The organism is Roseivivax sediminis (assembly GCF_900112685.1).
GTDB classification, from domain to species: Bacteria; Pseudomonadota; Alphaproteobacteria; order Rhodobacterales; family Rhodobacteraceae; genus Roseivivax; species Roseivivax sediminis.
The window spans coordinates 1-23,745 of sequence record NZ_FOMS01000023.1; the positions used below are offsets into that span (position 1 = coordinate 1).

The window sequence follows — 23,745 nt, forward strand, 5'->3', positions numbered from 1 at the left end:
CCGGCCAGGGGGGCGGGTTTCAAGGCAGATACCGCCGGGCGAGAGAAGACCGGCGCCAAACCTCCGCGCCCCGCGGCGCCTGAGTCGGCCGGGGAGAAGCCTGCTCCGGCGCCTAAACCCGTTCGAAAGCCCGACGCCCGGTCGAGCGAGAACCGCAAGGAGGCGGTCGACCGCACCCCTGCAGAGCCCCACGCTGCCGCCACACTGGACCGCAAACCCAAGGACGCGCCCCTGCCCGCGGGCAAAAAGGGGGCGCCCCCGCCCCCGGGCAAACCGAACAGCAAGAAGAACCGCGCGCGCGCCGCAGCGGCCGCGTCCGGCAAGGGGTCGGAAAAACCCCGGGGCAAGGCCGGCCCTCCCAGGCGGCGGCCCAAAGGCCCCAAGCCGGCACGTGGAGGATCGTAGACGGCGAAACACCTACAGCCCTCTTGCCTTCCTTGAAGCGGTTACCATCGGACGCCAGCGTGATGGCGCCCGATGCTATGTTCGAGACTCATTTTAAAAGAAGTTGCAATTTCACTGCGTCTGCACCCACTGTCCAAGGGCAAGTGAATTGCGGGTCTTATTCATGTCAATGTCTGCATGGGGAAAAGCCGACGTCTTTACCGGAGAGCGGCATCATCTCGCGCATCATTGTGCGGACGTTGCCGCTGTCACGATTGCATTGCTTGAGCTTCCAAAGTTTCGCGCTGCCGCAGAGAGATCCTTGGGTCAAGATTTGACCGTGGAGCAAGTTCGATGCATTGGCGCCCTTTCGTTCCTGCATGATATTGGCAAGCTGGCTCCCGCATTCCAAGCCAAGGCATGGACAAATCGCGACGGCATCACGCTCCGCGGCCATTTGCAGTGCGGCTGGTGGTGGCTCGACCGAAATGCCGCGGATACAGCACTGGGTGGCAACGCAAAGCACCTGGCAAACTGGCCCGACATTACGTCATGGTTCCCAATCCTCTTTGCACATCATGGCCGGCCGGTGCCGCACCCTGGTCAGGTCAACGGGTTGGATGCATTCGACATATTCGAGAACTACGATTGGCGGGAATCGGATAGCGTTCTTGGCGAGGCGCTACTGGCTTGGTTCCCCGAGATCCGCACCGCCGCGCCGCCGCCGGTAACCAACGAATTCTCGCATTATGTCGCGGGGCTCATCGCTCTCGCCGACTGGATCGGCTCAGATCGGAACGCCTTTCGCTTCGTACCGGAATTTGATCCCGAATACTGGCCGCAGGCCCTTGAAATCGCGCGACTACGCCTAGGAGATATCGGTCTCGATGCGAGGGAAAAAAGGCTGAAGGGATCCGCTGTCTGGCCGCTAATCTCGGACCATTCCGAACCTCGACCGGCGCAAAAGGCTGTGGCCGAAGTGGCCAACTCCGAACGCCTGATTATTCTTGAGGCCGAAACTGGCTCCGGAAAGACGGAAGCCGCGCTATGGCGGTTCGCGCGACTATTCGAGGCAGGCGATGTAGAGGGACTCTATTTCGCCGTGCCCACCCGCGCAGCCGCGCGGCAACTACAACAACGGGTGCATCACGCGGCACGTCGACTCTTCAGAGATGCCGCGCCCGAAGCAGTGCTCGCCGTTCCTGGCCAGGTCCTCGCGGGAGAGGCGAGCGGACAGCGGCTCCCCGACTTCGAGACCAGATGGGACGACGCCGGCGAGACTGCTCCATCACGGTGGGCCGCGGAGCACGCGACCCGGTTTCTTGCGGCCCAGATCGCGGTCGGCACTGTCGATCAGGCGATGATGGCCGGCCTCAAGGTCAAACACGCGCATCTTAGAGGGGTGGCACTTTCGCGTTCGTTGCTCGTCATCGATGAAGTGCATGCGTCCGATGCCTGGATGACCGAGATACAGCGTGGCGTCGTCCGCGACCACTTGGCACTCGGTGGTCACGCGATGCTAATGTCGGCGACACTCGGCGCATCGGCGCGCGCAGTCTGGCGGGATGAACCGACGCCGCCACTCCTCGAGTCGCAAACGGCGCCATACCCGGCTGTATGGACATTGCAAGACTGTCGTTCGGTGGCGCACGACGCATATGCGGACAAGACCGTGAAAATTGCGGCGCAACTCGGCTGGGACGGGGCCTCAGCTGCCGGCATCGCCGTACAGGCCGCGAAGAAGGGTGCCTGCGTGCTGGTTGTCCGCAACACGGTCGATCGCGCGAAGGAGACTTGGGCGGCGTGCATAGAAGCGGCGTCTGACCTCGTCTTCGCACTCAACGGCGTGCCCACGCTGCACCACAGCCGATTTGCGGCGGAGGACCGTGCACGCCTCGATGCGCGCGTGGAGCAAGTCTTCAAGGATCGTGATTGGAATGGAGGGTGCATTCTAGTAGGCACCCAGACACTGGAACAGTCGCTCGACATAGACGCCGACATGCTTGTCACCGACCTCTGCCCGATGGACGTGCTGCTGCAAAGGATTGGCCGACTTCACCGGCATGCGGATCGCGTTCGCCCCGACGGTTTCGAGACGGCAGCGGCACATATTCTGTGCCCGCCCGCCGGACTCGACCCGCTTACGCGGCAAGCCGAGAACGGGCTAGGAGTGTATGCCGGCCGAGGCACGCTGACCGGCGTCTATCTGGACGTGGCTATGCTTGCCGCCACGCTCGATGAGATCGAGAGGGCACCGGTCTGGCGCATCCCGGAAATGAACCGCGGCTTGGTCGAGCGCGCCACCCATCCCGAAAGGCTCGATGCGATTGCCGCCGAGTTCGGCTGGACGCAACACCGTCGCGACCTCTACGGCAAGGTGCTGGCCGAAATCGGAGCGGCTGAGTTGCAGCACCTAGATCGCCGCAAGCAATTTCCCTGCTCCTTTCCCGCCGATGAGATTGTCTACACGCGACTCGGCGCACCGGGGGCGCTGTTGAGACTCGACGTGCCTGCGACCGGCCCCTTCGGTCATCCCGTTCGCAGCTTCGCTTTACCGGCTCGGTGGTCGGACGGCATTGACCGGGATGCAGCAGTCTCGGTGGTGCAGACCAATCCGCTCGTGCTCGAAGTTGCCGGGCTGCGGTTCGTTTACGATAGTTCGGGACTAAGAAAACAGTGAAATGAAAGCTGCACGTTACACGTCGGCGGCATGCAGACGAGAACAACACGCTTGCAATGCACGAGACGATACTCACATACTGCAAACCAAATTCCTGATGAAAAGTTTTTCGTTAATGGAGAACCGACGGTGATGATCAGATTTGGCCTCGGTTTATGCGTCAGCAAACACTTTCGCGCCGCCACCGCCTTCCAATCCACTATCGACGGACTGGCGTTAGCCCTTGACATGCGCGGTTTCAGGCATGTCTCTCGAGACCTCGAGAATAGCCCTCAAATGCCTGACGTGAAAGACATTTCCCCGATGCCTCGGGGACAGATTGAGGGATGAATCACAATCTTCTGCGCGATCCGCTGATCGAGACTGATGCCGGCTGGCACTCCCTCCCCACGCTCCTTTCCGCAATGCGACGCGGGAAGGTAACTCGGTTTCCCGCGCTTCGTCCGCATCAGCGACCGGCCTGGCATATGTTTCTCGTGCAGCTGGGCGTCCTAGCGCTCGCAAAGGGTGGCCTGCGGACAATCCCCGAGGAGGAGGAGGCTTGGCGCGACGCGCTGTGCGGACTGACTACCGCGTTCGAGGACGAAGCGCCTTGGCACCTGGTGCCGGAGTCGCCGGATCTCCCGGCCTTTCTTCAGGCCGCCGATCCGGGTGGGCTGAATTGGTCGGACGTGGCGACGCCGGATGCGCTCGATATGCTCATCACCTCCCGCAATCACGACCTCAAGCGTGAGATCGCCCGAAGTGCCGCTCCACAAGACTGGATCTTCGCGCTCGTCAGCCTGCAGACGATGGAAGGCTTCGGCGGCGCCGGCAACTACGGTATCGCGCGAATGAACGGGGGCTCCTCCTCGCGGGCGCTTTTCGCGCGCGCTCCGGCCGCGAATGGCGGCAGCGTCGTTGATCCGTGCGCCTGGTGGCGGCGGGACGTGGCCCACCTGCTTGCGGCACGCGACGGCGTTTCGGGTAAGGCGCTGCTCTGGTGCGAGCCCTGGGCGGAGAGCGCGATGCTTGACTTCGACACGCTCGACCCCCTCTTCATCGAGATTTGCCGCCGGATTCGACTGCTCGAGACGCCGGAAGGCATCCGGGCGATGCGGACCACTTCGAAGGCTCCGCGTATTGAGGCTAGGGCGCTCAAGGGCAACACTGGCGACCCTTGGGCGCCCGTGCACATCGCCGAGGCGAAATCGCTGACGCTGGGCGATCGCGACTGGACATACGGGCTGGTGTCCGACCTGCTCTATGGGCGCGGTGGAAAGGCCGACTGGAAAATCCCCGAGCTGGCCAAGGACCTGCCCGCCGATAATGACGGCCCGATGCTCCTGATCGCCGAAGCCTTCGCTCGCGGCAATTCCAAGACCGACGGCTTCAAATCGCGGGTGATACCCATTCCGAAAGTCGTTCAACGTCAAGTGTTTGGGACAAAGGCAGTTGAATTGGCAAACGCGCAGATCACAGTGATCGACGCGGTCTCCAGCGCACTCGCATATGCTCTCGCCCTGATCGCCGCTGACGGCGACCGCGAAAAGGTTGACCGTGCAGCGCGAGCCCGCGCGTATCCAGCACGCGCCGCACTACAACGCGAGGCTGACGCTTTGTTCTTTCCGGCGCTTTGGGACAAGCTCGCCGTTGAAGGCCACGAGGCGAGGATGGCTGCACATCTAAGCTTTGTCCGCGCGCTTGCAGCCAGGGCGCGGGAAGAATTCGCCCATGCCCGGCCTAGCATACCTTCCACTCGTATCATGCGACCGCGCGCAGAGGTCCGCGGCGAAGCCGCGCTCAATGCTGGTATGTGGAAAGTGTTCCAGGAAATCGGAGCAAAGGAGCGAGCCGATGGCTGAGCACGAGAGCGAGATAGCACGATGGGCGTGCAAGATGGCCGAATGGCTTGCCAACTCTGATCCCGGAGATCGGGCCGCGGCGCGGCGCATGGACAACGACGGTGCGCCGATCTTCTGGCGCTTCGTTGCCGACAAGGCGATCGGCACACGCCAGGAAGTGAAATGGCTGCGGATCATGCGGCTGTTGGCGCTGCTGACCCCCGCCTCCGCGACGAAGACCGTGCACGAACCGGGCCGTTACTTCGGGGCGGTGCTTGCCGATGGCGGCGCCGCGGGTGCGCGGATCGAGCGCCCAGTGATCTCCGAAGCCCGGCTCGCGCGCCTTCTTGCCAGCCGCGGAGACGCCCGGCTCGACGCGTTGGAGCGGGCCGTAAGATCAGTTGCTCGGCAGCGACCGACGATCGACGTGCCAAGCCTTGCCTGGGCAGTGACCAAAGATGACGGCCGCGCCATCGCGCGCGCCTACTATACCCGGCTGGCCCGGCAAACCGAGACCGCGATGGAGAAGTCGACCGATGAGTGACCCGCGTTTCCTGCAAGTCCATTTCCTGGCGCCCTATACCAGTGCACTGCTCAATCGCGACGATGCGGGTCTGGCCAAACGCCTGCCCTATGGCGGAGCGCTGCGTACGCGGGTCAGCTCGCAATGCCTGAAACGGCACTGGCGGATGGCCGACGATCCCCATGGACTGCATCAGATCGACGGCGCGGACGCGGCATTTCGGTCGCGCGAAATCGTTGAGTACAAGGTGTTCGGCAATTGGTGCGCAGAAATCGACGCCGACGTTGCCTCGGCCATCAAGGACGCGTTTCTGAAAGTCATCTACGGGGATAAGGGCGACGTAAAGAAGTCCCGGCAGACCTTGCTTCTTGGCGAAGTCGAGGTCGCCTATCTGCGCGGAGAGGCGCAGCGGCTCGTGGCCGAAGCCTCCGGGGACGCGAACGCCGCGAAGACGCTCGCAGCGGACTGGACCAAGGCGCACAAGGCGAACCTGAAGGCGCTAAGCGAAGGTTCAAGGCTACCGGGCGGGCTCACCGGTGCGCTTTTTGGGCGGATGGTCACTTCGGATCCGAAGGCCAATATCGACGCCTCGATCCACGTCGCGCACGCCTTCACGGTGCACGCTGAGGAAGCCGAGAGCGACTACTTCATCGCCGCCGACGACCTTGCCCGTGCGGAGGACACTGGCGCTGACACGATCCAGGAGACCGAACTCACATCGGGCCTCTTCTACGGGTACGTTGTCGTCGACCTGCCGTGCTTGATCTCCAACCTCGGGGGGGATGCGGAGATGGCCGGCAGGGTGCTGTACAACCTCGTCTACCTTATCGCGGAGGTCTCGCCTGGCGCGAAGCTCGGCTCGACCGCGCCTTACAGCCGCGCCTCCATGCTGCTGATCGAGGCGGGCGACCGCCAGCCGCGATCCCTAGCCGAAGCTTTCCGCACCCCCTGCCCGCCCGAGACCGGTGCGGCGGTCGCGGCCCTCTCGGCGCACCTCAAGACCCTCGACGACAACTACGCGACTGGCGAGGCGCGACGCGTAATGGCACTAGCTGACATTGCGGTGCCAGGCGCTGAGCGCGGTATACTCGACGATCTTGCACGGTTCGCCGCCGATTTACCGGCGCGCCTTGCTCCCGAGCCGGTCGCATGACCCACCGCTGGCTGCACCTTCGTCTGGCTGCGCCGCTCATGGCGTTCGGCGATGTCAGTATCGACTATGTGGGTCCCACCCGCGCGCATCCCGCGCAGTCGGCACTGACAGGACTTTTGGCCAACGCCCTCGGCCTGCGGCGCCAGGATCGCGCGGCGCATGGCGCGCTGCAAGTGCGCCTGATCTTCGCCAGCCTCGCTGTCATGCCCGAGGGCAGACATAGCCCGCTCGTCGTGACCGACATGCAGAATGCCAAGCTCGAGAAATCTGACCGTGGCTGGACGACGTTCGGCGCCCCAGAAGGTCGTGCCGGCGCGACCTATGATACTCCGCATAGGCGCCGGCGCGATTTCCTCGCCGATCACGAAACCCGCGTCGTGCTCCGGCTGAACGGTACCGGGCCACCGACACTTGAGGATGTCGCCTTGGCGCTAGACCGTCCGGCCAGATCGCTCTTTATCGGACGCAAGCCCTGCCTGCCGTCGGGCCCGATCCGTGCCGGCTGGACCGAAGGGCGAAGCGCGCTCGATGCACTGCGTTCGCTCGGCTACGCCGGTCCCGCTCTGTGGCCAGACGACGACCACTCAGGACCAGCCGTCACCGGCGCGCTGTATCTCGATCGCCAGGATCTCCGGAACTGGCAAAGCGGCTTGCATGCAGGCAGCCGCGCAGTGGCCGAGGGATGGATCGCATGAACCTGCATCTGGTTGAGATGCCGCTCACTCTCTCGGCGCTGCACCGTTGGGCCGGTGCGCGGCGGCTTGGCCGCGGCAACTTGGACGAAGGGTTGGCGCTGCATCACTTTCTCGGCGAGGTCTTCGGTCCCGGTATCGTGCAGCCGTTCCGGTTGATGGTCGCACCGCGCGCGCGCCGCGGTACAATCTACGGCTACAGCGCCGAAACTGCCGACGCACTTCGGGACATCGCCAGCGCGGTCGCGCCCCCCTCGGAAAGCTCCGTTCTCGAACTGGCCGCCCTGCGCAGCATCGCCCGACCGCCCGGGACCTGGCAGGCCCGGATGCGCCTCGGCTTCGACCTGAGCGTACGGCCGGTGGTGCGCCTGAATGCCCCTATAGAAGGGCCAGAGGGCAGGTTCGCCGCGGGCGCCGAAATCGACGCCCTTCTGGCCGAGACTCTGCGGACAGGTGTCGCCCGGTCCCGCGAGGAAGTCTATCTCGACTGGCTCACGGCGCGGCTCGGCGACGCAGCCGACCTCGACAGAACATCGACCCGGCTCGCCTCGTTCCAGCGCAGACGCATCGTCCGCGGCGGACGTCGGCTTGACGGACCGGACGCAGTGATCCACGGCACGCTGAGCGTGCGCGATCCTGTCCGCTTCGCGGACCTGCTGGCGCGAGGAGTAGGACGTCACCGCAGCTACGGCTACGGTATGCTGCTGTTGCGCCCGCCGCAGCGGCTGGATTGAGGCGATGCTGAAAGGGCGGCTCGGACTCGACAGCGCCAAGGTCCCGCATGCTGACCGCGCCGGCTGCCTGTACCTGGCACGCGGCGCGCTAACAGCGCGGGACGGTACGCTAGCCTTCCTACAAGGTGCCGTGACCGCGTCGGACGCGCTGACCCCCGGTGACTATGCGATCCCACTTCAGGGTGTGTCGATGATCCTGCTCGGCCCCGGATCGACTGTCAGCCACGACGCACTTCGCCTGCTTGCACATGCCCGGACTGCGCTCGCCGCCGTTGGAGAGGACGGGGTTCGCATGTACACCGCACCACCGCTGATCCCCGACCGCTCCGGCTTGGCGCGCGTGCAGGCGCGGCTCTGGGCCGACGACGATTTGCGCGTGATGACCGCGCGTCGGATGTACGCGATGCGCCTTGGCGAAGTGCTGCCACATCGCGACCTCGACGTGCTGCGCGGGATCGAAGGCGCGCGGATGAAAGAGACTTACGCCCTCACCGCCCGTCGCATCGGCGTCGACTGGCGGGGACGGCGCTACGACCGCTCCGCGCCGCACGCATCCGATCTGCCGAACCAAGCGCTGAACCATGCATCCAGCGCAGTCGAGGCCGCCGCCGCGATCGCCGTCGCCGCCACGGCGACGATCCCGCAGCTCGGCTTCATCCACGAGGATCCCGGCCAGTCGTTCGTGTTGGACGTAGCGGATCTCTTCCGTGACAGCGTGACGATTCCCGACGCCTTCAGAGCAGCGCGGCAGGTTTCCGAACGGCCGGCGGAAAACGTCGAGCGAGTCACACGCCGGTTGATCGGGCGGACACTCACCAAAGAACGTATCATCTCCGAGATGATCGAGCGGATCAAGGCGCTGATCGAGGGGCGCGATTAATGCCGCTGACAATAGTGGTCACACGGGACGTAGAAGCCCGGTATCGCGGCTTCCTGACATCGGTGATGCTTGAGATCTCTGCCGGTGTCTACGTAGCTCCGGACATGTCGGCGGGCGTGCGAGCGCGGGTCTGGGAGGTCCTCCGTGACTGGTGGGAGATGCTGGGCCGCGGCGCCATCGTGATGGTCTGGCGGGACGGCGGAGCGGTAGGCCATCTGTCGATGGAGCACCTGGGAGATCCCCCCAAGGAGATTGTGGACGCGGACGGGATACTTCTTGTAAAACGAAAATGAAGGTGGATTGCTCGCTTCACTGCTCTTTGACATTCGAATAAACTCAGCACCTTAAGACGGAGGGGCTCCCCCGCGCTCGCGGGGATAGACCCGTCGGCCGCGTTGTCGCCATCAGCCCAGAGAAGGCTCCCCCGCGCTCGCGGGGATAGACCCGACTTGCACCACTGCGTCGTTTTCCTTGTCGTGGCTCCCCCGCGCTCGCGGGGATAGACCCTCGCGTCACAGCGCGTCGATCTGGTGGCACGTGGCTCCCCCGCGCTCGCGGGGATAGACCCTCGCAGACCGAAGGGATGATGTCTCCGGGCGCGGCTCCCCCGCGCTCGCGGGGATAGACCCCCTACAATTTCGATTCTGCCCTCCATGGGCAAGGCTCCCCCGCGCTCGCGGGGATAGACCCCTGACGCGCCAGCACGTGAACGCCGAGGAAGTGGCTCCCCCGCGCTCGCGGGGATAGACCCTATCACGGACACCGATGGGGTTGTGGCGGTGGGGCTCCCCCGCGCTCGCGGGGATAGACCTGGCGCATTCGAGATCCCGAGCTTCACGGCGACGGCTCCCCCGCGCTCGCGGGGATAGACCCCAGGTGCCCGATTTCGGTTCGAGTCCGAGACCGGCTCCCCCGCGCTCGCGGGGATAGACCCTGATCACGTGCCTCCTTGGGAAGCGCCGTGAAGGCTCCCCCGCGCTCGCGGGGATAGACCCGGGAAGCTGGCGGAGGACATCGGGCAGGGTCTGGCTCCCCCGCGCTCGCGGGGATAGACCCTCACGCCGGTTGGCATCCGCTCGGAGACTGCGGGCTCCCCCGCGCTCGCGGGGATAGACCTTCCGTTGACCCAAGAGCCGCCGTTTTCGTTCAGGCTCCCCCGCGCTCGCGGGGATAGACCCCCCCCTTGGATCGGATCAGGCGCACCACGGACTGGCTCCCCCGCGCTCGCGGGGATAGACCCGTCGCGACCGAGACACTCGACACGATGGCGGAGGCTCCCCCGCGCTCGCGGGGATAGACCCGTCGCGACCGAGACACTCGACACGATGGCGGAGGCTCCCCCGCGCTCGCGGGGATAGACCCCGGCTGAAGGACGATATCCGCGCTTTGCAGGTGGCTCCCCCGCGCTCGCGGGGATAGACCCGCCTCCAATGCCGGCTGCGGCTTCCTGCTGCGCGGCACCGGGCTCCCCCGCGCTCGCGGGGATAGACCCAACTCGAAAATCTGGTGCTTCAGCGGCGGCGGGGCTCCCCCGCGCTCGCGGGGATAGACCCAAGACGACCACGACGGCCTCCCTCGAGGACCAGGCTCCCCCGCGCTCGCGGGGATAGACCCTCGACACTGAGCGAATCCGCAGACCCGATAGAGGCTCCCCCGCGCTCGCGGGGATAGACCCGACGACCTGCTCGCCGACTAAAACCGGCGCCCGGCTCCCCCGCGCTCGCGGGGATAGACCCTTGTAGGCGCGCTCGAAGGGCGAGGTGCGGTGGGCTCCCCCGCGCTCGCGGGGATAGACCCCCGATCGGCGAGTTCGGTCCGGGTGCATCTCCGGCTCCCCCGCGCTCGCGGGGATGGACCTCGGCGCCGAGTTCTTCGCGCCTCTGGACCGGCGGCTCCCTCGCGCTCGCGGGGATAGACCCTGGGATCACTGGTTCTACGCGACGCAGACCGAGGCTCCCCGCGCTCGCGGGGATAGGCCCCACCTCGCCGCCCGCGCAGTTGCCCGGCACAAGGCTCGCGCGCGCGGGGGGATAGACCTCCCACACGCGCACGACCGCCGGCGCAGAAGCTGACGTTCCGTCACCAGCGAAACTCCAAGGTTCGGGGTGCCTAGCTCGGCTGCGGACCTAGAATGGGTTCCATGACGACTGCCGATCTTTCCAAGATCTTTGCAGGTTCTGGGCCACTGACCACGCTCGCATTCGCGAGCTTTGGAATCGTCTATTCCCCCGCCACCTCCTGTAGCGCTGAGAACGGGTCAAAGCAGCGAGTCGGCACGAGCCGACCCAGAAGATGGCGGGAGATGTCCGATACGAGCTTCGTATAACGTGCAACCATAAGGGCCGAGCACCTAGACCATCAGTGCGGCGGGCGGCGTCCATGCTCCCGCATTAGCCCCGACATCCCGGTCCCTTCGGACCGAACGCGGTTAGGACCCGAAGGCCCAGCACTCACCCACTGCGATGTGCCGACAGTGGGCGAGCCGGAGGTTGCGCTGCCGCAGCGCCTCCGTCCTTTTCAGCTTTCGCGCACTGCGCCAGGAGCTGGACCCGTCGGCTTCCACTGCCTCATAGCGCCGGTCATGTTCCCGGTATCACCGTTTGCATTAAGGTGGATATGCTGACGCCGATGGACTTCAGCGTGATGCCTCTATTATACATCAGTCAGCGATGACTTCAAAGTGGCAAAGAAACTCCAAGGTTCGGGGTGCCTAGCTCGGCTGCAGCCCGGGATGGGTTCCATAACGACTGCCGACCGTTCTAGGACTTCCTGTCACCGACCCCGCTGACCGGCCCACTATCACGCCCCATCAAGGACGCTCTTGTCGCCTTCTATCATCGTCTCATAACCCACTGAGACAACGAGGTTCTGATGACCGACAGCCCCACCGCCCGCATGATCGCCGACGCTATCGAGGCCAGCGGCAAGAGCCAACGCGAGATCGCCACCGAGATGGGCTACGAGCGCCCGAACGTGGTGTCGATGATGAAGAACGGCGACATGCGCATGCCACTCGAACGCATTCCCGCCTTCGCCGCCGCCACTGGCGTCGACGCCGAGCTCCTGCTACGTACCGCGATGCTCGAGTACATGCCGGCGACCTGGGAGGTAGTGGCAGCGTCACGGCGCCAGACAGGCCCGGAGCGAGCCTTTCCCGTGCAAGATGCCCAGATCAACGTCCGCGGCCCGGCACCCGAGATCGAGCGCTTCAAGCAGCTCTGCCAGGCGGAGCGCCGCACCTACTTCGACATGCTCGTGCAGCTCATGGACATCCGCGACGCGACCCTGAACAGGATCGTCGACGAGGCGTGACGATGCGACGGGGCGACGCCGGTCGACCCACGCTGTGCAGATGTGCTTCAGGAGGCTCAAAATTACCCCGTGACTGCGTCTATGCAATCTCGGAGGGCAAAGAGCCACCTCCGGTAGCAGCGGCGCTAACGCGGCGATTCTAGCCAACATTTCCCAAGTGATGCGCTGATTTCGCTGTGGTGAATATGGGATTTGCGATATTAATCATGGCGTTGATGGCTGCGAGGGGAGAGTCTCATGGATCCCCCGGAGGTTGCGGGTTCGCAGCGGGCAGATCGAGTGGATTTCGACCGCCGGACCCGGCTGGAGTTCCGGGGAGCTCAGATCAGTTCGGACGTTGGTCTGCTGGTGATGCGAGAGCTGGATGTCACGCTCGGGCTGTCCAGTTTGGCGTCGGCGGTCCTCCGCGATTCTCGCCTCGGCAGGAACACGGTCCACCGTCTTGACGGGTTATTCCGGCAGTCGGTGTTCGGGCGACTGCCCGAATACGAGGATGTCGACGATGCTGACAGTCTCGCGTTCGACCCGGCCATGCGTCAGGTTGACGGTGGCCGAGCTGTCGTTGCTCACGCGGGCTCAGCCTCGCAGATGGGGCGGTTCGAGACCGAGACACTTGCCTTGCCTGAGAACCGGGTAGCGCTGGCCGACCTGAGCGGGCGATGGATCGACCGATGCATCGAACTGCCCGAGGCCATGGCCGACTCGTCACTGACCAGCCTCCAACTCAAACTGATCAAGATCGGGGCACGGATCGTGCGCCATGCCCGTGCCATCACCTTTCAACTGGCCGAAGTCACCGTCACCGGCCCAATGGTACGCGCCATCCTCGCCGCGATCCGCCGAGTGCGAGCGCCTCCATCATGCGCGTGACCGCAGACACCGCTCGGTGCTCAAAATGCTTGCTTGGCGGGCTGATGCAGCCAACTATAGCCCTTGAAGACAGACCACCTGTGGAATGTCGGGTCAGTTGAGCTTTCGGAAGTGAGTGCGTTTGCAAAATTCGTGTGGATGATCTCGGGGGCAATCGTGCTGGTTGTCCTTCTCGTAGCGTGGCGCCACCTATACGAGCACTCAAGAGCAGCGACTTGGTTCCTTGTTCTCTGCTTTTGCTTGACCGTGATCGGCAACTTCCGTCGCCGATATGTACATCGCCGAGCATACTTGAACCGCGCACATATCAAGGGCTCCGAGCTGCAAGCGTTATCAAAAGGAATCATTTCATCTCTCGCATGGTCGGTTCTCGTATCGTCGGCGGCGTTGCTATCGGTTGCATATTTCCTAGTATCTTCAGATGCCTACCAAATTGCGATCTTAGCCGGGTCTAGCCTGATCTTTACGGTGGTAGCTTGGGGTGTAATGATGGTACTCGCCTACCAGATGAGACCCCCATTTCGCGAAGTAACAGCAATCGGCTTTTCCGTACTGGTCATTGGATCAATTTTCAGCGCGGGCTACGCATATTGGTTCTTCCACAATCACCCAACGCCAAGCTGGTGTGAGAGCCAGTCACTTTTGGACGCGACCACGGCTGCATTTCGGGACTTGCCGAGAGGACACCTCGGATTCCTAAACGAGATTTTTGTGTATTATCGCTCGATCGATGCTCTTGCGTGGTGCGCCAACTTGCCGGGTGAAGCAAACTCCATCCAAATTTTGGCTCTGGTCGCACATGCAGGGCTCACCTTCTTCGGTTTCATGTCCCTACTCGGTTCATTTCAGATGGCAACGATGGATGCACGCGCGGCATTTCACGACGCACAAGGACTAGGGCATTGACGAGACAACGGCGACGAGGGGGTGACGGTAAGTACGGCCAATGGTGGGACTTCCCTTCTGTTCCGAAACAAGTATGGATCATGATCCTTGTTTTTGCTGTCGGCATCTCAGCATACGCCTTGGTAAGCCCGAGACAAAGCCCAGAGCCTCGCTTGGGCGCGCCTGATACGGTCGAGGGGCAGCCACCGACAATCGTCGAGGGCACCATCCAATCGGGCTTGGAGGCGGATGCCGGGATTGGAATATCTGATCTTCTTGAAGCTCTGGTTCGCCATGCTTTTGAGGATTTGAAGGGCCCCGCTCTGGATTCATACATCGCGATAATCGGAAATCCATCCTTTCGGCTCATGCAATGCCTGGTGCCTAATAGCGCTGTAGCTACGCAGTATGAGTTGAAGCGCAGAGTGGCGTCTCTGCAGAACGTGCTGAGCGGTCCGATCATCGGCGATCAAAGAGCGCTGGGAATAGACTTCGCCGAAGTGTCTCCAAGCGCACTCCAGCCATCGACCCTCGTCGTCATGAATCATCAGCGTAGGGAGGCATGCTCTTGGCCGGTTTGGCTTACAGCTTTGCAGGTATCCATCGTCCTCGTGGCGATCTTCCTCGCCATCTATCTTGTGCATGGCGGTATCGTCGGACAAATGTCGTTTGTGGGGCTGGCCATCTCCGTAGTCGCCATAGGAGGGTGCTATGTATTTCTCGTCTCGGACAGATGGGCTTCGCATAACAGCACGCGCGTCGAGATACTCAAAGCCCTGAAACAAGACGAAGAGGCAATCATCGCAGAAATCCGCGAGAACCTCCGTGGCCGGCCCTTGTTGATCGGCGGAGGGCAAACGGGCACGCCCAGCGAACGGTTGAGATAGTGCTCAAGGGCGTTGTTGCTCAAGTCTGACGACGAAGGATTCACTTTGTGAATTCATGCGGTTAGACGCGCCGCATGAGCAAGCCATCACCCGCCCGCTACCGCACGACGAACTGGTCCAGCTACAACGCGTCGCTCAGACAACGGGGGTCTCTGCTGATCTGGTTCGACAAGAACATGACCTGGCGCGCGCCGCGTGACGGGCGGCTTGGGCGGCCAGCGGTGTTTTCCGATGCGGCGATACAGTTCTGCTTGTCCACTGCCCGGCAGGGCATTGCGCAGCAATGTCCCGAAAGGGGATCAAGATCCTGTTCAAATTGCCGCTGCGCCAGACTTCCGGGATGGTGGCGAGCCTGCTGAAGCTGGCGGGTCTGGACTGGCCTGTGCCGGACTTCTCCACGTTGTGCCGCAGGCAGAAGACCCTGGCCGTCCAGGTCCCGTATCGGCGTGCCAACGGACCGCTGAACCTGCTCGTGGACAGCACGTGCATCAAGTTCCTCGGCGATGGAGAATGGCAGGCGCGCAAGCACGGAGTGCAGGGGCGGCGCCAATGGCGCAAAGTACACTTGGCCATGGACCCGGCTACGTCCGACATCCGCGCCGTGGAATTCACCCCCGGCCGCGACGGCGACAGCCCTGTGGCCCGACCTGCTTAGCCAGATCCCGGAGAGCGAACTGATCGGCACAGTGACCGCGGACGGCGCCTACGACACGCGCCGCTGCCACAAGGCTATCATCGAGCGCGACGCGGTTCCGATCATCCCGATCCGCAAAAACGGGCGGCTATGGAAAGAAGACTGCCCTGCGGCACGCGCCCGCAACGACACCCTGCGCGCGACGCGATATTACGGGCGGGCATTCTGGAAGCGCTGGACTGGATACCATGTCCGCAGCAGGATCGAGGCGAGGATGCGCTGCCTGAAATCCTTCGGCGAGCGCATCGCGGCACGAGACCCCGAGCGCCAGACCGCAGAAATCCACATCCGCATCGCCCTCATAAACCGATTCAACGCCCTCGGCACCGCCGAGATCGTCCGCATAGCCTAACGTCAGCGGGGTAAGGGGCAGTCACGCCTCATAACGGAGAAATGCAACAACGCCCCGCGCCCGCGCCGCCCGGGAGGCGTTGGCGGTGAACGCCCGCGCCTCCGTCGGAAAGATGCAAAGCGAGACCCCGTCACAGACCATGGCCCGTCTCGCAAGCGAGGTGCAGTCGGTGAAAGCACGCTACGGCTGCATCAAGCTGGCCGCGGCCCTACGCGGCTACAAGGACTTCACCTTTGCTACAGCATCGCTCTACCAGACGCCACCGGCCAGCGGCGCGCGCGAAAGGACGATCCGCTGCTACTACGATCCGGGCGAAACATCCGCCGATGCCGCGTCGCGCGCCAGCCAGGCGATCCGCTATGCCATCGCCGAAGAGGAAAAGCGACGCAGCGCGGGCTCCGGCACATCCGAGTGGCACAACCTGTACCAACACGCGCGCAACACTATCCGGACGCGCTACAAGTGCAATCGTCCCCAGTAGCGGCCGAACCACAGCCTGCGCGACGGACAGGATGACAAGACCGCGTTCATTCCCTCGAAATGTTGACGTCACGACAATGTTTGCCGCAGGGTTGCGCTGCCGGAGCGGAAGGCTCGTTGTCAATCGGCGTCCAATTCTGACCCCCTATCGGCGTCGAAGATTGACCCCTCTGAGCGCACCGTAAGCTGGCCCGATGCGGTGTAGCCTTCATACAGCGCAACCGGATCGGGCCAGCGAAGATCCGGGTCTCAGGCTCGTGTCTTGAAGCGCCAACTCTCGTTGCCGGTCTCGACGATGTCGCAATGGTGGGTGAACCGGTCGAGGAGCGCGGTGACGCTCGGCCATTCACCGAAGTCGAGGTTTGTCGACACCAGGATTGAGGTGCGCTCGTAGAGGCGGCTGATCAGGTGGAAGAGCAGCTGACCGCCGGTCTGAGCGAAAGGCAGATATCCGAGTTCATCGAGGATGACGAAGTCCAGGCGACAGAGCAGATCGGCTGTGCGGCCTTGGCGATCGGCGCGCGCTTCGGCATCGAGCTTGTTCACGAGATCGACGACGTTGAAGAAGCGGCCGCGCTTTCCGCTTCGGATACAGGCCCGGGCGATGCCGACGGCGAGGTGCGACTTGCCGGTTCCGGTCCCGCCGATCAGCACGACGTTGCGCTGCTGCTCGAGGAAGTCTCCTCCGGCCAGGTCACGGACCAGCGTCTCGTTGACCGGCGTCTCCTCGAAGTCGAACTCGTCGATCTCCTTGGCCAGCGGCAACTTGGCGATGGTCATCTGGTATTTGATCGAGCGCGCCTGCTTCTCGCTGATCTCGGCGGTCAGCAGGTCTCCGACGATTTTCTGCGGCTCGTGCTGCCGCTTCACGGCGGTGGCGATGATCTCGTCATAGGCCGCTTTCATCCCGTAGAGCTTGAGCTGGCCCATCACGTCCAGCACCTGCGATCTTTCCATGGTCCGGTCTCCTGAGGCTGTCGTAGCGTCTGCAATCGGCGACCGGCTCGCAGCTCAGGCGCAGTGCATCCGGCGTTGCGATGGTCAATGGCGTCGCCGGCTCGCGGCGGCGGGCGAGGATGTTCAGGACGACGGCAGACGAATGGACGCCCTCGCTCAGAGCCTCGGCGCAGGCCGCGTCTACCGCGTCCAGGCCGTCGGTCAGGATCGAGCTCAGGATCTCGACCATCTGGCGGTCGCCGTTCGGCACCCGGCAGAGCTTGCGCTGCACGCGCCGCATCGCCGCCGGCAATTCCCAATCCTTGAATGGAGCCCCGTTCCGCAGCGCGCCCGGCTTGCGGGCGAGCACCGGGACGTAATGCAGCGGATCGAAGATGTCCTTGCCACGGCCGAAGGCGCGGTCGTGCTCGCCCACGATCTTGCCGTCCTGCCAGATCTCGATGCGCTCGGCGTAGGCACGAACCTCGACAGCCCGGCCGACCGCGCGGGCGTCGACCGAGTATCGGTTGTTATCGAACCGCACGAGACAGGTCTTGGAGACCGAGGCGGGAACAGCGTGGAAGCCATCGAACCGCCCGGCATAGGGCACGAGGCGCGGCCGCTCTTGCTCGAACACCTCCCAGGTCGTCCGGTCGCGCATCTCCGGATGGGGGTGCGACTTCGCCCAGGCGACGCAGCGGTCTTCGAGCCAGGCGTTGAGCTCGGCGTAGCTCTTGAACCGCGGCCGCGGCACGAAGAAACGCCGGCGGACCACGCCGACCTGGTTCTCGACCTGGCCTTTCTCCCAGCCAGACGCGGGGGTGCAGGCGACCGGATCGACGAGGTAATGCCCGCACATCTGCTGGAAGCGGCGGTTGTAGGCGCGGTTGCGGCCGACGAAGATCGTGTCCACCGCCGTCTTCATGTTGTCGTAGATGCCCCGGGCACAGGCCCCGCCGAAGAAGGCGAACGCCTTGTCGTGCGCGTCGAAGACCATCTCCTGGCTCTCGCGGGGATAGGCCCGTACGAACAGCATCCGGCTGTAGCAGAGCCGGACATGCGCGACCTTCACCGTCGTGGTCACCCCGTCGACCAGGACGACCTCATGGCTCCAATCGAACTGGTAGGCTTCGCCGGGATCGAAGCTCAAGGGCACGTAGGCGGCAGCCGAGGCTTCCCGTTCGGTCTTCGTCCACGACGAGGCATAGCGCCGAACGGCATCATAGCCGCCTTCGTAGCCGAGCGCCTGAAGCTCCTCGAAGATCCGGATGCGCGTGAGCCAGTCCCGCTTCGGTTTGCCGGCGTTCTCGGCCAGCATCCTGTCGAGCTCGTCCTTCCACGGCCCGATCTTCGGTTGGGGCTGCACGCTGCGCTCGTAGCTGAACTCCGTCGCCCCGGACCGGATCACCCTGCGCACCGTGTTCCGCGATACGCGCAGCTCACGGCAGATCTGCTTGATCGGCTTCTTGTCCTGAAAATACGCCCGACGGATCTTCGCGATAGTTTCCACGACCAACATCCCGCACCTGCTCCCGGTTGCCCAAGGAGCATCATGGCCACCGATGTAAGGGGGTCATTTTTGGACGCCGATCACCCCGCTACGGGGTCATTTTTCCACGCCGGTTCACAGCCATAGCCTCGTTCGATTGAAGAGCCCCGTCCAGCCGGCCCGCGTTACGTTCGCATCGGGGACCTCCCGCCTCGAGACGATTGTTCATCCCGCTGAGCCGGAGCGCTTCAGGGGCCGGAACGTGATCGTCACCATGTCGAAGGACAACGACCTCGTCTGGATCGAGGACTTCGCGCGTTTCCATGCACAGACGCAGGGCGCAGAGGCCATCGTCCTGGTCGACAACGGATCGACCCTGTATGAGCCTGGCGACATCGCGCGCGTCCTCGAACGCACCGGACTGGATGCTCTGGTGCTGAGCACGAGCCTGCCGTTCGGTCCCCGCGGTCGCAGGCCCTACGGGAATACCGAGCTGTTCTTGCAGACATGCGCCCTCAACGCCGTGCGCCTGCGCTTCCTCCAACAGGCCCGCGCGGTTCTGTGCTGCGACATCGACGAGCTGGTGCTCGGCCGGACGCCGAACTCCGTCTTCGACGCGACCTGGCACAGCCGGTTCGGTCTGACCCGTTTCGGCGGCGAGTGGCGTTATGCACGGCAACCGGCGCGTGGCGCCGTCGTGCGACATGACGACCATCGGTTCCTCGTTGCGAACAAGAAGCCCTGCCCCGCGAAGTGGTGCGTGCGACCGAGCGGACCGCTGGGCGATCTGCAATGGCGACCTCACATCCTCGACGAGTTCGTATTCAACTGGGCGTTCCGCTCGAAAGAGTTCACCTACCACCATTGCCGCCAGATCACGACGGGCTGGAAACGGGACTCCGTGGCGCCCAAAGCCGCGCGGCTCGTTCCGTCGAAGACCGCTTGGCAGATCGCCACCGACACGCCGCGCGTGGCGCCGGGACGCCAGGCACCGCGTCGGGCCGAGCGCACCTCCGGAACGATGCAGGCGGTCCGTCGCGTCTGCGTCGGCTCTTCCCGGCGCTTTTTCGCTCTGCGTCCCGCGCTCCAGGCCGCCAGCCTTGCCCTGGCCGCATTCCTGGGTCTTGCCGCCGAGGAAGCGATAGACAACGACCCGGTGAGCCAGGAATTCGCCTATCTGATGCAGGGGTTCTACGACTGAGATCCGCACGTCCAGCTAGCGCGAGCACCTGGTGCGCGGCAGGAGGTCGACGTGCAGCGTGGTCCGATCCATCGGCCACGGCGGGGCCGCCTGGTGGGCACAAGCACAGATGAGGTGGAGAGCCGAGCACACTGCTTTAGGCTGACCCCAAGAAAATTGTCAGCGCTTTGACGTTATCGGCCCAAGGCTGCCGCTCGACGCTTGAGTGACGCCTCGGTGCAGCTTCCTTATACCGGACGTCGAGGCCCGACGCAGCGAAATCAAGCAGGCATAGTCCGTTGTGCGGGACTATGCGGTCGGTGGCTTCAAAGAGTAAGGGCTGTGTTGGTAGATCGGCGAGACTCCTCGAAGGCTTTGCGCTGAATAAATTTTATGTATATAAGGCTCGCACCGCGCTTTAAACGCGATATCAATTTATGGAATGAGAAAATGGCCTACTTACTGGCTCGGGTAGAAAACTTCCCCCGATTTGACGGGGAGAGCCTAACCGCAAAGCCCGTCATGGGATACGGACAGAGCGGTAAACCTCCCCACGAAGTTCATAATTTTTCACTGTCATCCGATGGCTTCATCTATGGTTATCTTCCTAAGGAAGGCGGGGGTGACTTAGCTCGTTTGGGCGGACATAGAGGCGCTACAGAGGTCTCAGGCGTGACTGTAATATTTATTAGCAGTGGCGCATTGTGCGGTTACTACAGAAATGCCACAGTATTTTCAATTCCTGTCAGACACCCAGATGGCCTTATGGCTGGTGAATCGGAAATATATTGCAGGGTGAGAGTGGCCCCTGAAGATGCATATCTAATTCCAGCTGACAGACGAGACTACGTTATGCAGCCCAAGCCAGCAGGCATGTTCCCTGTTCTATATGGAGAAAATGGTTCGCCATGGGTAAAATGGTTTGAAAACTTGGCCACAGTAAGCCGTCAAAACATTGTAAACGAGAGAAAGCGTAGAAAATGGACTAAGGCAGTTGAGCGCAGCTCAAAATCTAGGGAAAAGGCTCTGACGAAGTATGGCTTCAAATGTGAATGCTGCGGAGCCTCTTATAAAGACCATGTTCGCGCGGCGATGTTTGAAGTTCATCATAAGGTGCCATACTCAGAGAACTTCGAGGCGCGCCCTTTGAGGGTTTCTGATCTGGCCGTCCTTTGCGCAAATTGCCACCGGATGATCCACAGGATGCCAGATCTCGCAGACGTCAAGGCTCTCAAGGATTATTTGGTGAGCGACTGAATGCTCACCATTCGATCGCACGGGCGGGATCGATCTATCTTCTTCTCACTTGGACCCGATGCGCCATTTCTGAATGACCGTAATGGGCTCTTCATGTCGATCTGCCGGCCCTGGCGACGGCACGGGGGCACGGCAGCCTCTGACCCGCGCACTCGGCCCATTACTGACCTTCGCACTTGCCGATATGCTGCGCCGCCGCAATGCCGAAGCAGCCGTTGACCCATGTTGCCAATATTGGATATGAAGCACTGGATAGATGAAGAAGCTGCCTCTATTGTGGCGGGAACCTCTGTAAGGTATCTCGAAACCAACGCCGAGGGTCGCCGCTTCCATAGCGATTTATGGCTTGTTGTGAGGGGTGTCCGGTAATACAAAATACCATTTGTGGATGGTCGGGCATCAGCAATCTGATAGCCCTCAAGGGGCCGCTATCTTTCCCTTTACGAACCAAGTGGGCATCATTGATTGGACGTCCTAAGCCGACGACAACTCTTGCGGCAACTGCCTGTAACTGATCGGTTAATCGACCATAATTACCCTGCTCGGCAATCTCTAACATTCGAGGTGTGGACCGCCCGTGCTCCCCCTTCCACTTGGCCTCCGAGTGAGAATTCATAAGGGTATAATCGTCAATATTGGTCGAAATAAAATCTTCCGGCTGCATTCCATAGACCTCCTTGTTTTGCAGGTCTCGCAGAACTTCTAAAAGGACACTGAGGTTCTCCCCCGACCGCCCGGCGAATGGGCGCTGTGGATTCGCCTGCCATTCGTCTTGTCCCGGGCATGCGCCGAGCAACACCAGATCTGCGTGCATGTCTCCGCGTCTAAAGTCTATGGAGTTGAGGCACATATAATTACCCTGTCAATATGATCGGCGGTTGAAGAGATTTCTTCCTCACCAAGGCGAATATTACTTCAATAGATTCCGTGGCCATCAATCTTGGAGAAACTGAGTGATCCGTCCGGGGCAGGTTTCCAAATATAGCCAGGAGGATCATAGTCGTAGGGTCGGTAGTCATACATGCGATCTGACTGAGATTCTACGTTTCGCTCCTCGCCAGGAAGGGCTTTAAGTGCGTCGTCCACCACTACGGCAACCTTGTAACCCCAGACTTCGGCTCCGGTAATGTGATGCGGAGAAATACGTTCCAGGACCTGCACCTCAGCGTGCGGGTCAAGCGGATGGCTCGGTGTCCGGTTGTCACCAATGATATACGGAACGTGACGCCCACGGCGGGTAAACATGTCCTCAAAAGCCTGGCCGTCACATAGCGCTCCACCCCGAAGAATTTCAGTCTTGGCCGCGTTTGTGTATGCAAACCGACAACGATTGCCCCAAAGTATCTCCGGACTCAAATGAAGCAGGACCCACGCAACATCCCCTGATAGATGGGAATATTTGGATTTCATCATCTCGAAGTTGGGCTGTTCGATAGACAATGAAATAGCGTCACGACGCCGGTCAATTCTCTCGGGGGCGCTCATTCGAGTGACTATTCCCCGGATAGCCATTTCAGCTCGCGACAGAAATCCATACCGGACGATTGATTCTACGTTCTCCAATGCCGTGAAGTGAAGGAGCTTCGTGATGCCGCGCCCCTGAGCGATTTTACGAATAGTGTCTGCTACACTCATGCTGCGATGCCCTCAGCCGATTTTCAGTGTATGCATTATCCCCATTTCATTCATTTCGCGAGGCGAGCGCTCGATATATACCAAGAATAAAAATGGCCAATATCACTGCTAAGAAAATGGTATCGAAGATATTGCTGCCTCCAAGTTGCCCTTCAATGGCCGAGGGAACACGCATCTGTCTATCCTAATTCTCTTGATTAGAAGTTATTCGAGCCGTAGCGACAATTCCGCAGCGTCTGGCCGACTGTGTGTCTGTGCACGTAGCACCTATGCCCGGAGCCGCAGTAATCCCGCCGGACAACTTGAACGTAACTTCCAATTGGAGAGAGAAGCAAGGCCGTCGGAGGTAGTGTTACCGAGCCAGGTGGTGCGAGTTCTCCTGTAGATCAAGCGAGTGCCGCTCCGCTGAGGATTCGCGGTTGAAGGTCCGCTTTCGCAGTGGTCCGAACGTGCTCTCGCACCTGCGGCCAACGACGGTAATCCGCCGTTCCTGGCGGTCAGCGTGACCTCCGATCGTCACCAGTCTGCGCTGACTTGCCAGCGCGAAAGAAACTCCAAGGTTCGGGGTGCCTAGCTCGGCTGCAGCCCGGGATGGGTTCCATAACGACTGCCGACCGTTCTAGGACTTCCTGTCACCGCCCCTGCTGACCGGTCCACTGTCACACCGCATCAAGGACGCTCATGTCGCCTTCTATCATCGTCTCGTAACCCACTGAGACAACGAGGACCTGATGACCGACAGCCCCACCGCCCGCATGATCGCCGATGCCATCGAGGCCAGCGGCAAGAGCCAACGCGAGATCGCCAGCGAGATGGGCTACGAGCGCCCGAACGTGGTCTCGATGATGAAGAACGGCGATATGCGTATGCCACTCGAACGCATTCCCGCCTTCGCCGCC

General features: G+C 62.3%; 19 protein-coding genes, 1 pseudogene and 1 CRISPR repeat array. Of the genes and pseudogenes, 16 read left to right on the top strand and 4 right to left on the bottom strand.

All coding sequences use genetic code 11. From position 1 onward, the window contains the following. Window positions 1-568 precede the first annotated feature (568 nt). The 14 genes and pseudogenes from cas3 to F3H57_RS21555 all read left to right on the top strand — a co-directional run bounded on the left by cas3 (window position 569) and on the right by F3H57_RS21555 (window position 16,350). Window positions 569-3,064 carry a CRISPR-associated helicase Cas3' gene (gene cas3, locus F3H57_RS21490; RefSeq protein WP_149758900.1) on the top strand — a complete coding sequence of 832 codons (2,496 nt, stop codon included), beginning with the start codon at window positions 569-571 and terminating at the stop codon, window positions 3,062-3,064. Between the two features lie 326 nt (window positions 3,065-3,390). Then, complete coding sequence (locus F3H57_RS21495) at window positions 3,391-4,908, top strand: CRISPR-associated protein Cse1 (protein ID WP_188129789.1); 1,518 nt, start codon at window positions 3,391-3,393, stop codon at window positions 4,906-4,908. Further along, window positions 4,901-5,431: a type I-E CRISPR-associated protein Cse2/CasB gene (locus tag F3H57_RS21500; protein ID WP_188129790.1), complete on the top strand. Its 531-nt coding sequence runs from the start codon at window positions 4,901-4,903 to the stop codon at window positions 5,429-5,431. The genes F3H57_RS21495 and F3H57_RS21500 overlap by 8 nt, the downstream gene beginning before the upstream one ends. Next, complete coding sequence (cas7e, locus tag F3H57_RS21505; protein ID WP_149758904.1) at window positions 5,424-6,563, top strand: type I-E CRISPR-associated protein Cas7/Cse4/CasC; 1,140 nt, start codon at window positions 5,424-5,426, stop codon at window positions 6,561-6,563. The genes F3H57_RS21500 and cas7e overlap by 8 nt, the downstream gene beginning before the upstream one ends. After that, entirely contained in the window at window positions 6,560-7,258 is a 699-nt protein-coding gene (cas5e, locus tag F3H57_RS21510; RefSeq protein ID WP_149758906.1) for a type I-E CRISPR-associated protein Cas5/CasD, read from the top strand. The genes cas7e and cas5e overlap by 4 nt, the downstream gene beginning before the upstream one ends. Then, the gene (locus F3H57_RS21515; protein ID WP_188129791.1) at window positions 7,255-7,989 is read left to right on the top strand and encodes a type I-E CRISPR-associated protein Cas6/Cse3/CasE; all 735 of its coding nucleotides are present in this window, start codon (window positions 7,255-7,257) and stop codon (window positions 7,987-7,989) included. The genes cas5e and F3H57_RS21515 overlap by 4 nt, the downstream gene beginning before the upstream one ends. Window positions 7,990-7,993: 4 nt before the next feature. Continuing rightward, window positions 7,994-8,869, top strand: a complete 876-nt coding sequence (gene cas1e, locus F3H57_RS21520; RefSeq protein ID WP_149758910.1) for a type I-E CRISPR-associated endonuclease Cas1e — start codon at window positions 7,994-7,996, stop codon at window positions 8,867-8,869. After that, window positions 8,869-9,162 carry a type I-E CRISPR-associated endoribonuclease Cas2e gene (gene cas2e, locus F3H57_RS21525; protein ID WP_149758912.1) on the top strand — a complete coding sequence of 98 codons (294 nt, stop codon included), beginning with the start codon at window positions 8,869-8,871 and terminating at the stop codon, window positions 9,160-9,162. Before cas1e ends, cas2e begins: the two co-directional genes overlap by 1 nt. A 63-nt stretch (window positions 9,163-9,225) precedes the next feature. After that, window positions 9,226-10,848: direct repeats of the CRISPR family, unit length 29 nt; unit sequence GGCTCCCCCGCGCTCGCGGGGATAGACCC. Window positions 10,849-11,740: 892 nt separating this feature from the next. Then, entirely contained in the window at window positions 11,741-12,181 is a 441-nt protein-coding gene (locus F3H57_RS21530) for a ribbon-helix-helix protein (RefSeq protein ID WP_149758914.1), read from the top strand. Window positions 12,182-12,418: 237 nt separating this feature from the next. Beyond that, entirely contained in the window at window positions 12,419-13,051 is a 633-nt protein-coding gene (locus tag F3H57_RS21535) for a transposase (RefSeq protein WP_149758916.1), read from the top strand. A gap of 291 nt (window positions 13,052-13,342) precedes the next feature. Continuing rightward, window positions 13,343-13,957 (top strand): hypothetical protein, encoded by a 615-nt coding sequence (locus F3H57_RS21540; RefSeq protein WP_149758918.1) that lies wholly within the window; start codon window positions 13,343-13,345, stop codon window positions 13,955-13,957. 80 nt (window positions 13,958-14,037) lie between these two features. Continuing rightward, the gene (locus tag F3H57_RS21545; protein WP_149758920.1) at window positions 14,038-14,823 is read left to right on the top strand and encodes a hypothetical protein; all 786 of its coding nucleotides are present in this window, start codon (window positions 14,038-14,040) and stop codon (window positions 14,821-14,823) included. A 74-nt stretch (window positions 14,824-14,897) separates the two neighbouring features. After that, window positions 14,898-15,869: pseudogene (locus F3H57_RS21550) on the top strand (IS5 family transposase). A gap of 85 nt (window positions 15,870-15,954) precedes the next feature. Further along, entirely contained in the window at window positions 15,955-16,350 is a 396-nt protein-coding gene (locus F3H57_RS21555; protein ID WP_149758922.1) for a hypothetical protein, read from the top strand. A 248-nt stretch (window positions 16,351-16,598) separates the two neighbouring features. On the opposite strand, the gene istB is transcribed toward F3H57_RS21555, so the two are convergent. Both istB and istA read right to left on the bottom strand, forming a co-directional pair. Then, the gene (gene istB, locus F3H57_RS21560; protein ID WP_149758924.1) at window positions 16,599-17,306 is read right to left on the bottom strand and encodes an IS21-like element helper ATPase IstB; all 708 of its coding nucleotides are present in this window, start codon (window positions 17,304-17,306) and stop codon (window positions 16,599-16,601) included. Then, entirely contained in the window at window positions 17,239-18,804 is a 1,566-nt protein-coding gene (gene istA / locus F3H57_RS21565; RefSeq protein WP_149758926.1) for an IS21 family transposase, read from the bottom strand. The genes istB and istA overlap by 68 nt, the downstream gene beginning before the upstream one ends. A 232-nt stretch (window positions 18,805-19,036) precedes the next feature. Here istA and F3H57_RS21570 point away from each other — a divergent pair, with 232 nt between their 5' ends. Together F3H57_RS21570 and F3H57_RS21575 are read left to right on the top strand one after the other, a co-directional pair. Beyond that, complete coding sequence (locus F3H57_RS21570) at window positions 19,037-19,975, top strand: hypothetical protein (RefSeq protein ID WP_149758928.1); 939 nt, start codon at window positions 19,037-19,039, stop codon at window positions 19,973-19,975. 372 nt (window positions 19,976-20,347) lie between these two features. Next, the gene (locus F3H57_RS21575; protein WP_149758930.1) at window positions 20,348-21,211 is read left to right on the top strand and encodes an HNH endonuclease; all 864 of its coding nucleotides are present in this window, start codon (window positions 20,348-20,350) and stop codon (window positions 21,209-21,211) included. Between the two features lie 271 nt (window positions 21,212-21,482). On the opposite strand, the gene F3H57_RS21580 is transcribed toward F3H57_RS21575, so the two are convergent. After that, a complete protein-coding gene (locus F3H57_RS21580; RefSeq protein ID WP_188129792.1) occupies window positions 21,483-22,025 on the bottom strand; it encodes a uracil-DNA glycosylase family protein in 543 nt (180 codons plus the stop codon). Between the two features lie 101 nt (window positions 22,026-22,126). Further along, entirely contained in the window at window positions 22,127-22,846 is a 720-nt protein-coding gene (locus F3H57_RS21585) for a DarT ssDNA thymidine ADP-ribosyltransferase family protein (protein ID WP_149758934.1), read from the bottom strand. Window positions 22,847-23,745 lie beyond the last annotated feature (899 nt).

What these genes read in the sequence shown, in the direction of transcription:
- F3H57_RS21495 (WP_188129789.1), top strand. Translation starts at nt 3,391, where the DNA reads ATGAATCACAATCTTCTGCGCGATCCGCTGATCGAGACTGATGCCGGC.
- F3H57_RS21515 (WP_188129791.1), top strand. Translation starts at nt 7,255, where the DNA reads ATGAACCTGCATCTGGTTGAGATGCCGCTCACTCTCTCGGCGCTGCAC.
- F3H57_RS21530 (WP_149758914.1), top strand. Translation starts at nt 11,741, where the DNA reads ATGACCGACAGCCCCACCGCCCGCATGATCGCCGACGCTATCGAGGCC.
- cas3 (WP_149758900.1), top strand. Translation starts at nt 569, where the DNA reads ATGTCAATGTCTGCATGGGGAAAAGCCGACGTCTTTACCGGAGAGCGG.
- cas5e (WP_149758906.1), top strand. Translation starts at nt 6,560, where the DNA reads ATGACCCACCGCTGGCTGCACCTTCGTCTGGCTGCGCCGCTCATGGCG.
- cas1e (WP_149758910.1), top strand. Translation starts at nt 7,994, where the DNA reads ATGCTGAAAGGGCGGCTCGGACTCGACAGCGCCAAGGTCCCGCATGCT.
- cas7e (WP_149758904.1), top strand. Translation starts at nt 5,424, where the DNA reads ATGAGTGACCCGCGTTTCCTGCAAGTCCATTTCCTGGCGCCCTATACC.
- istB (WP_149758924.1), bottom strand. Translation starts at nt 17,306, where the DNA reads ATGGAAAGATCGCAGGTGCTGGACGTGATGGGCCAGCTCAAGCTCTAC.
- cas2e (WP_149758912.1), top strand. Translation starts at nt 8,869, where the DNA reads ATGCCGCTGACAATAGTGGTCACACGGGACGTAGAAGCCCGGTATCGC.
- F3H57_RS21580 (WP_188129792.1), bottom strand. Translation starts at nt 22,025, where the DNA reads ATGCACGCAGATCTGGTGTTGCTCGGCGCATGCCCGGGACAAGACGAA.
- F3H57_RS21545 (WP_149758920.1), top strand. Translation starts at nt 14,038, where the DNA reads ATGATCCTTGTTTTTGCTGTCGGCATCTCAGCATACGCCTTGGTAAGC.
- F3H57_RS21575 (WP_149758930.1), top strand. Translation starts at nt 20,348, where the DNA reads ATGTATATAAGGCTCGCACCGCGCTTTAAACGCGATATCAATTTATGG.
- F3H57_RS21535 (WP_149758916.1), top strand. Translation starts at nt 12,419, where the DNA reads ATGGATCCCCCGGAGGTTGCGGGTTCGCAGCGGGCAGATCGAGTGGAT.
- F3H57_RS21585 (WP_149758934.1), bottom strand. Translation starts at nt 22,846, where the DNA reads ATGAGTGTAGCAGACACTATTCGTAAAATCGCTCAGGGGCGCGGCATC.
- istA (WP_149758926.1), bottom strand. Translation starts at nt 18,804, where the DNA reads ATGTTGGTCGTGGAAACTATCGCGAAGATCCGTCGGGCGTATTTTCAG.
- F3H57_RS21500 (WP_188129790.1), top strand. Translation starts at nt 4,901, where the DNA reads ATGGCTGAGCACGAGAGCGAGATAGCACGATGGGCGTGCAAGATGGCC.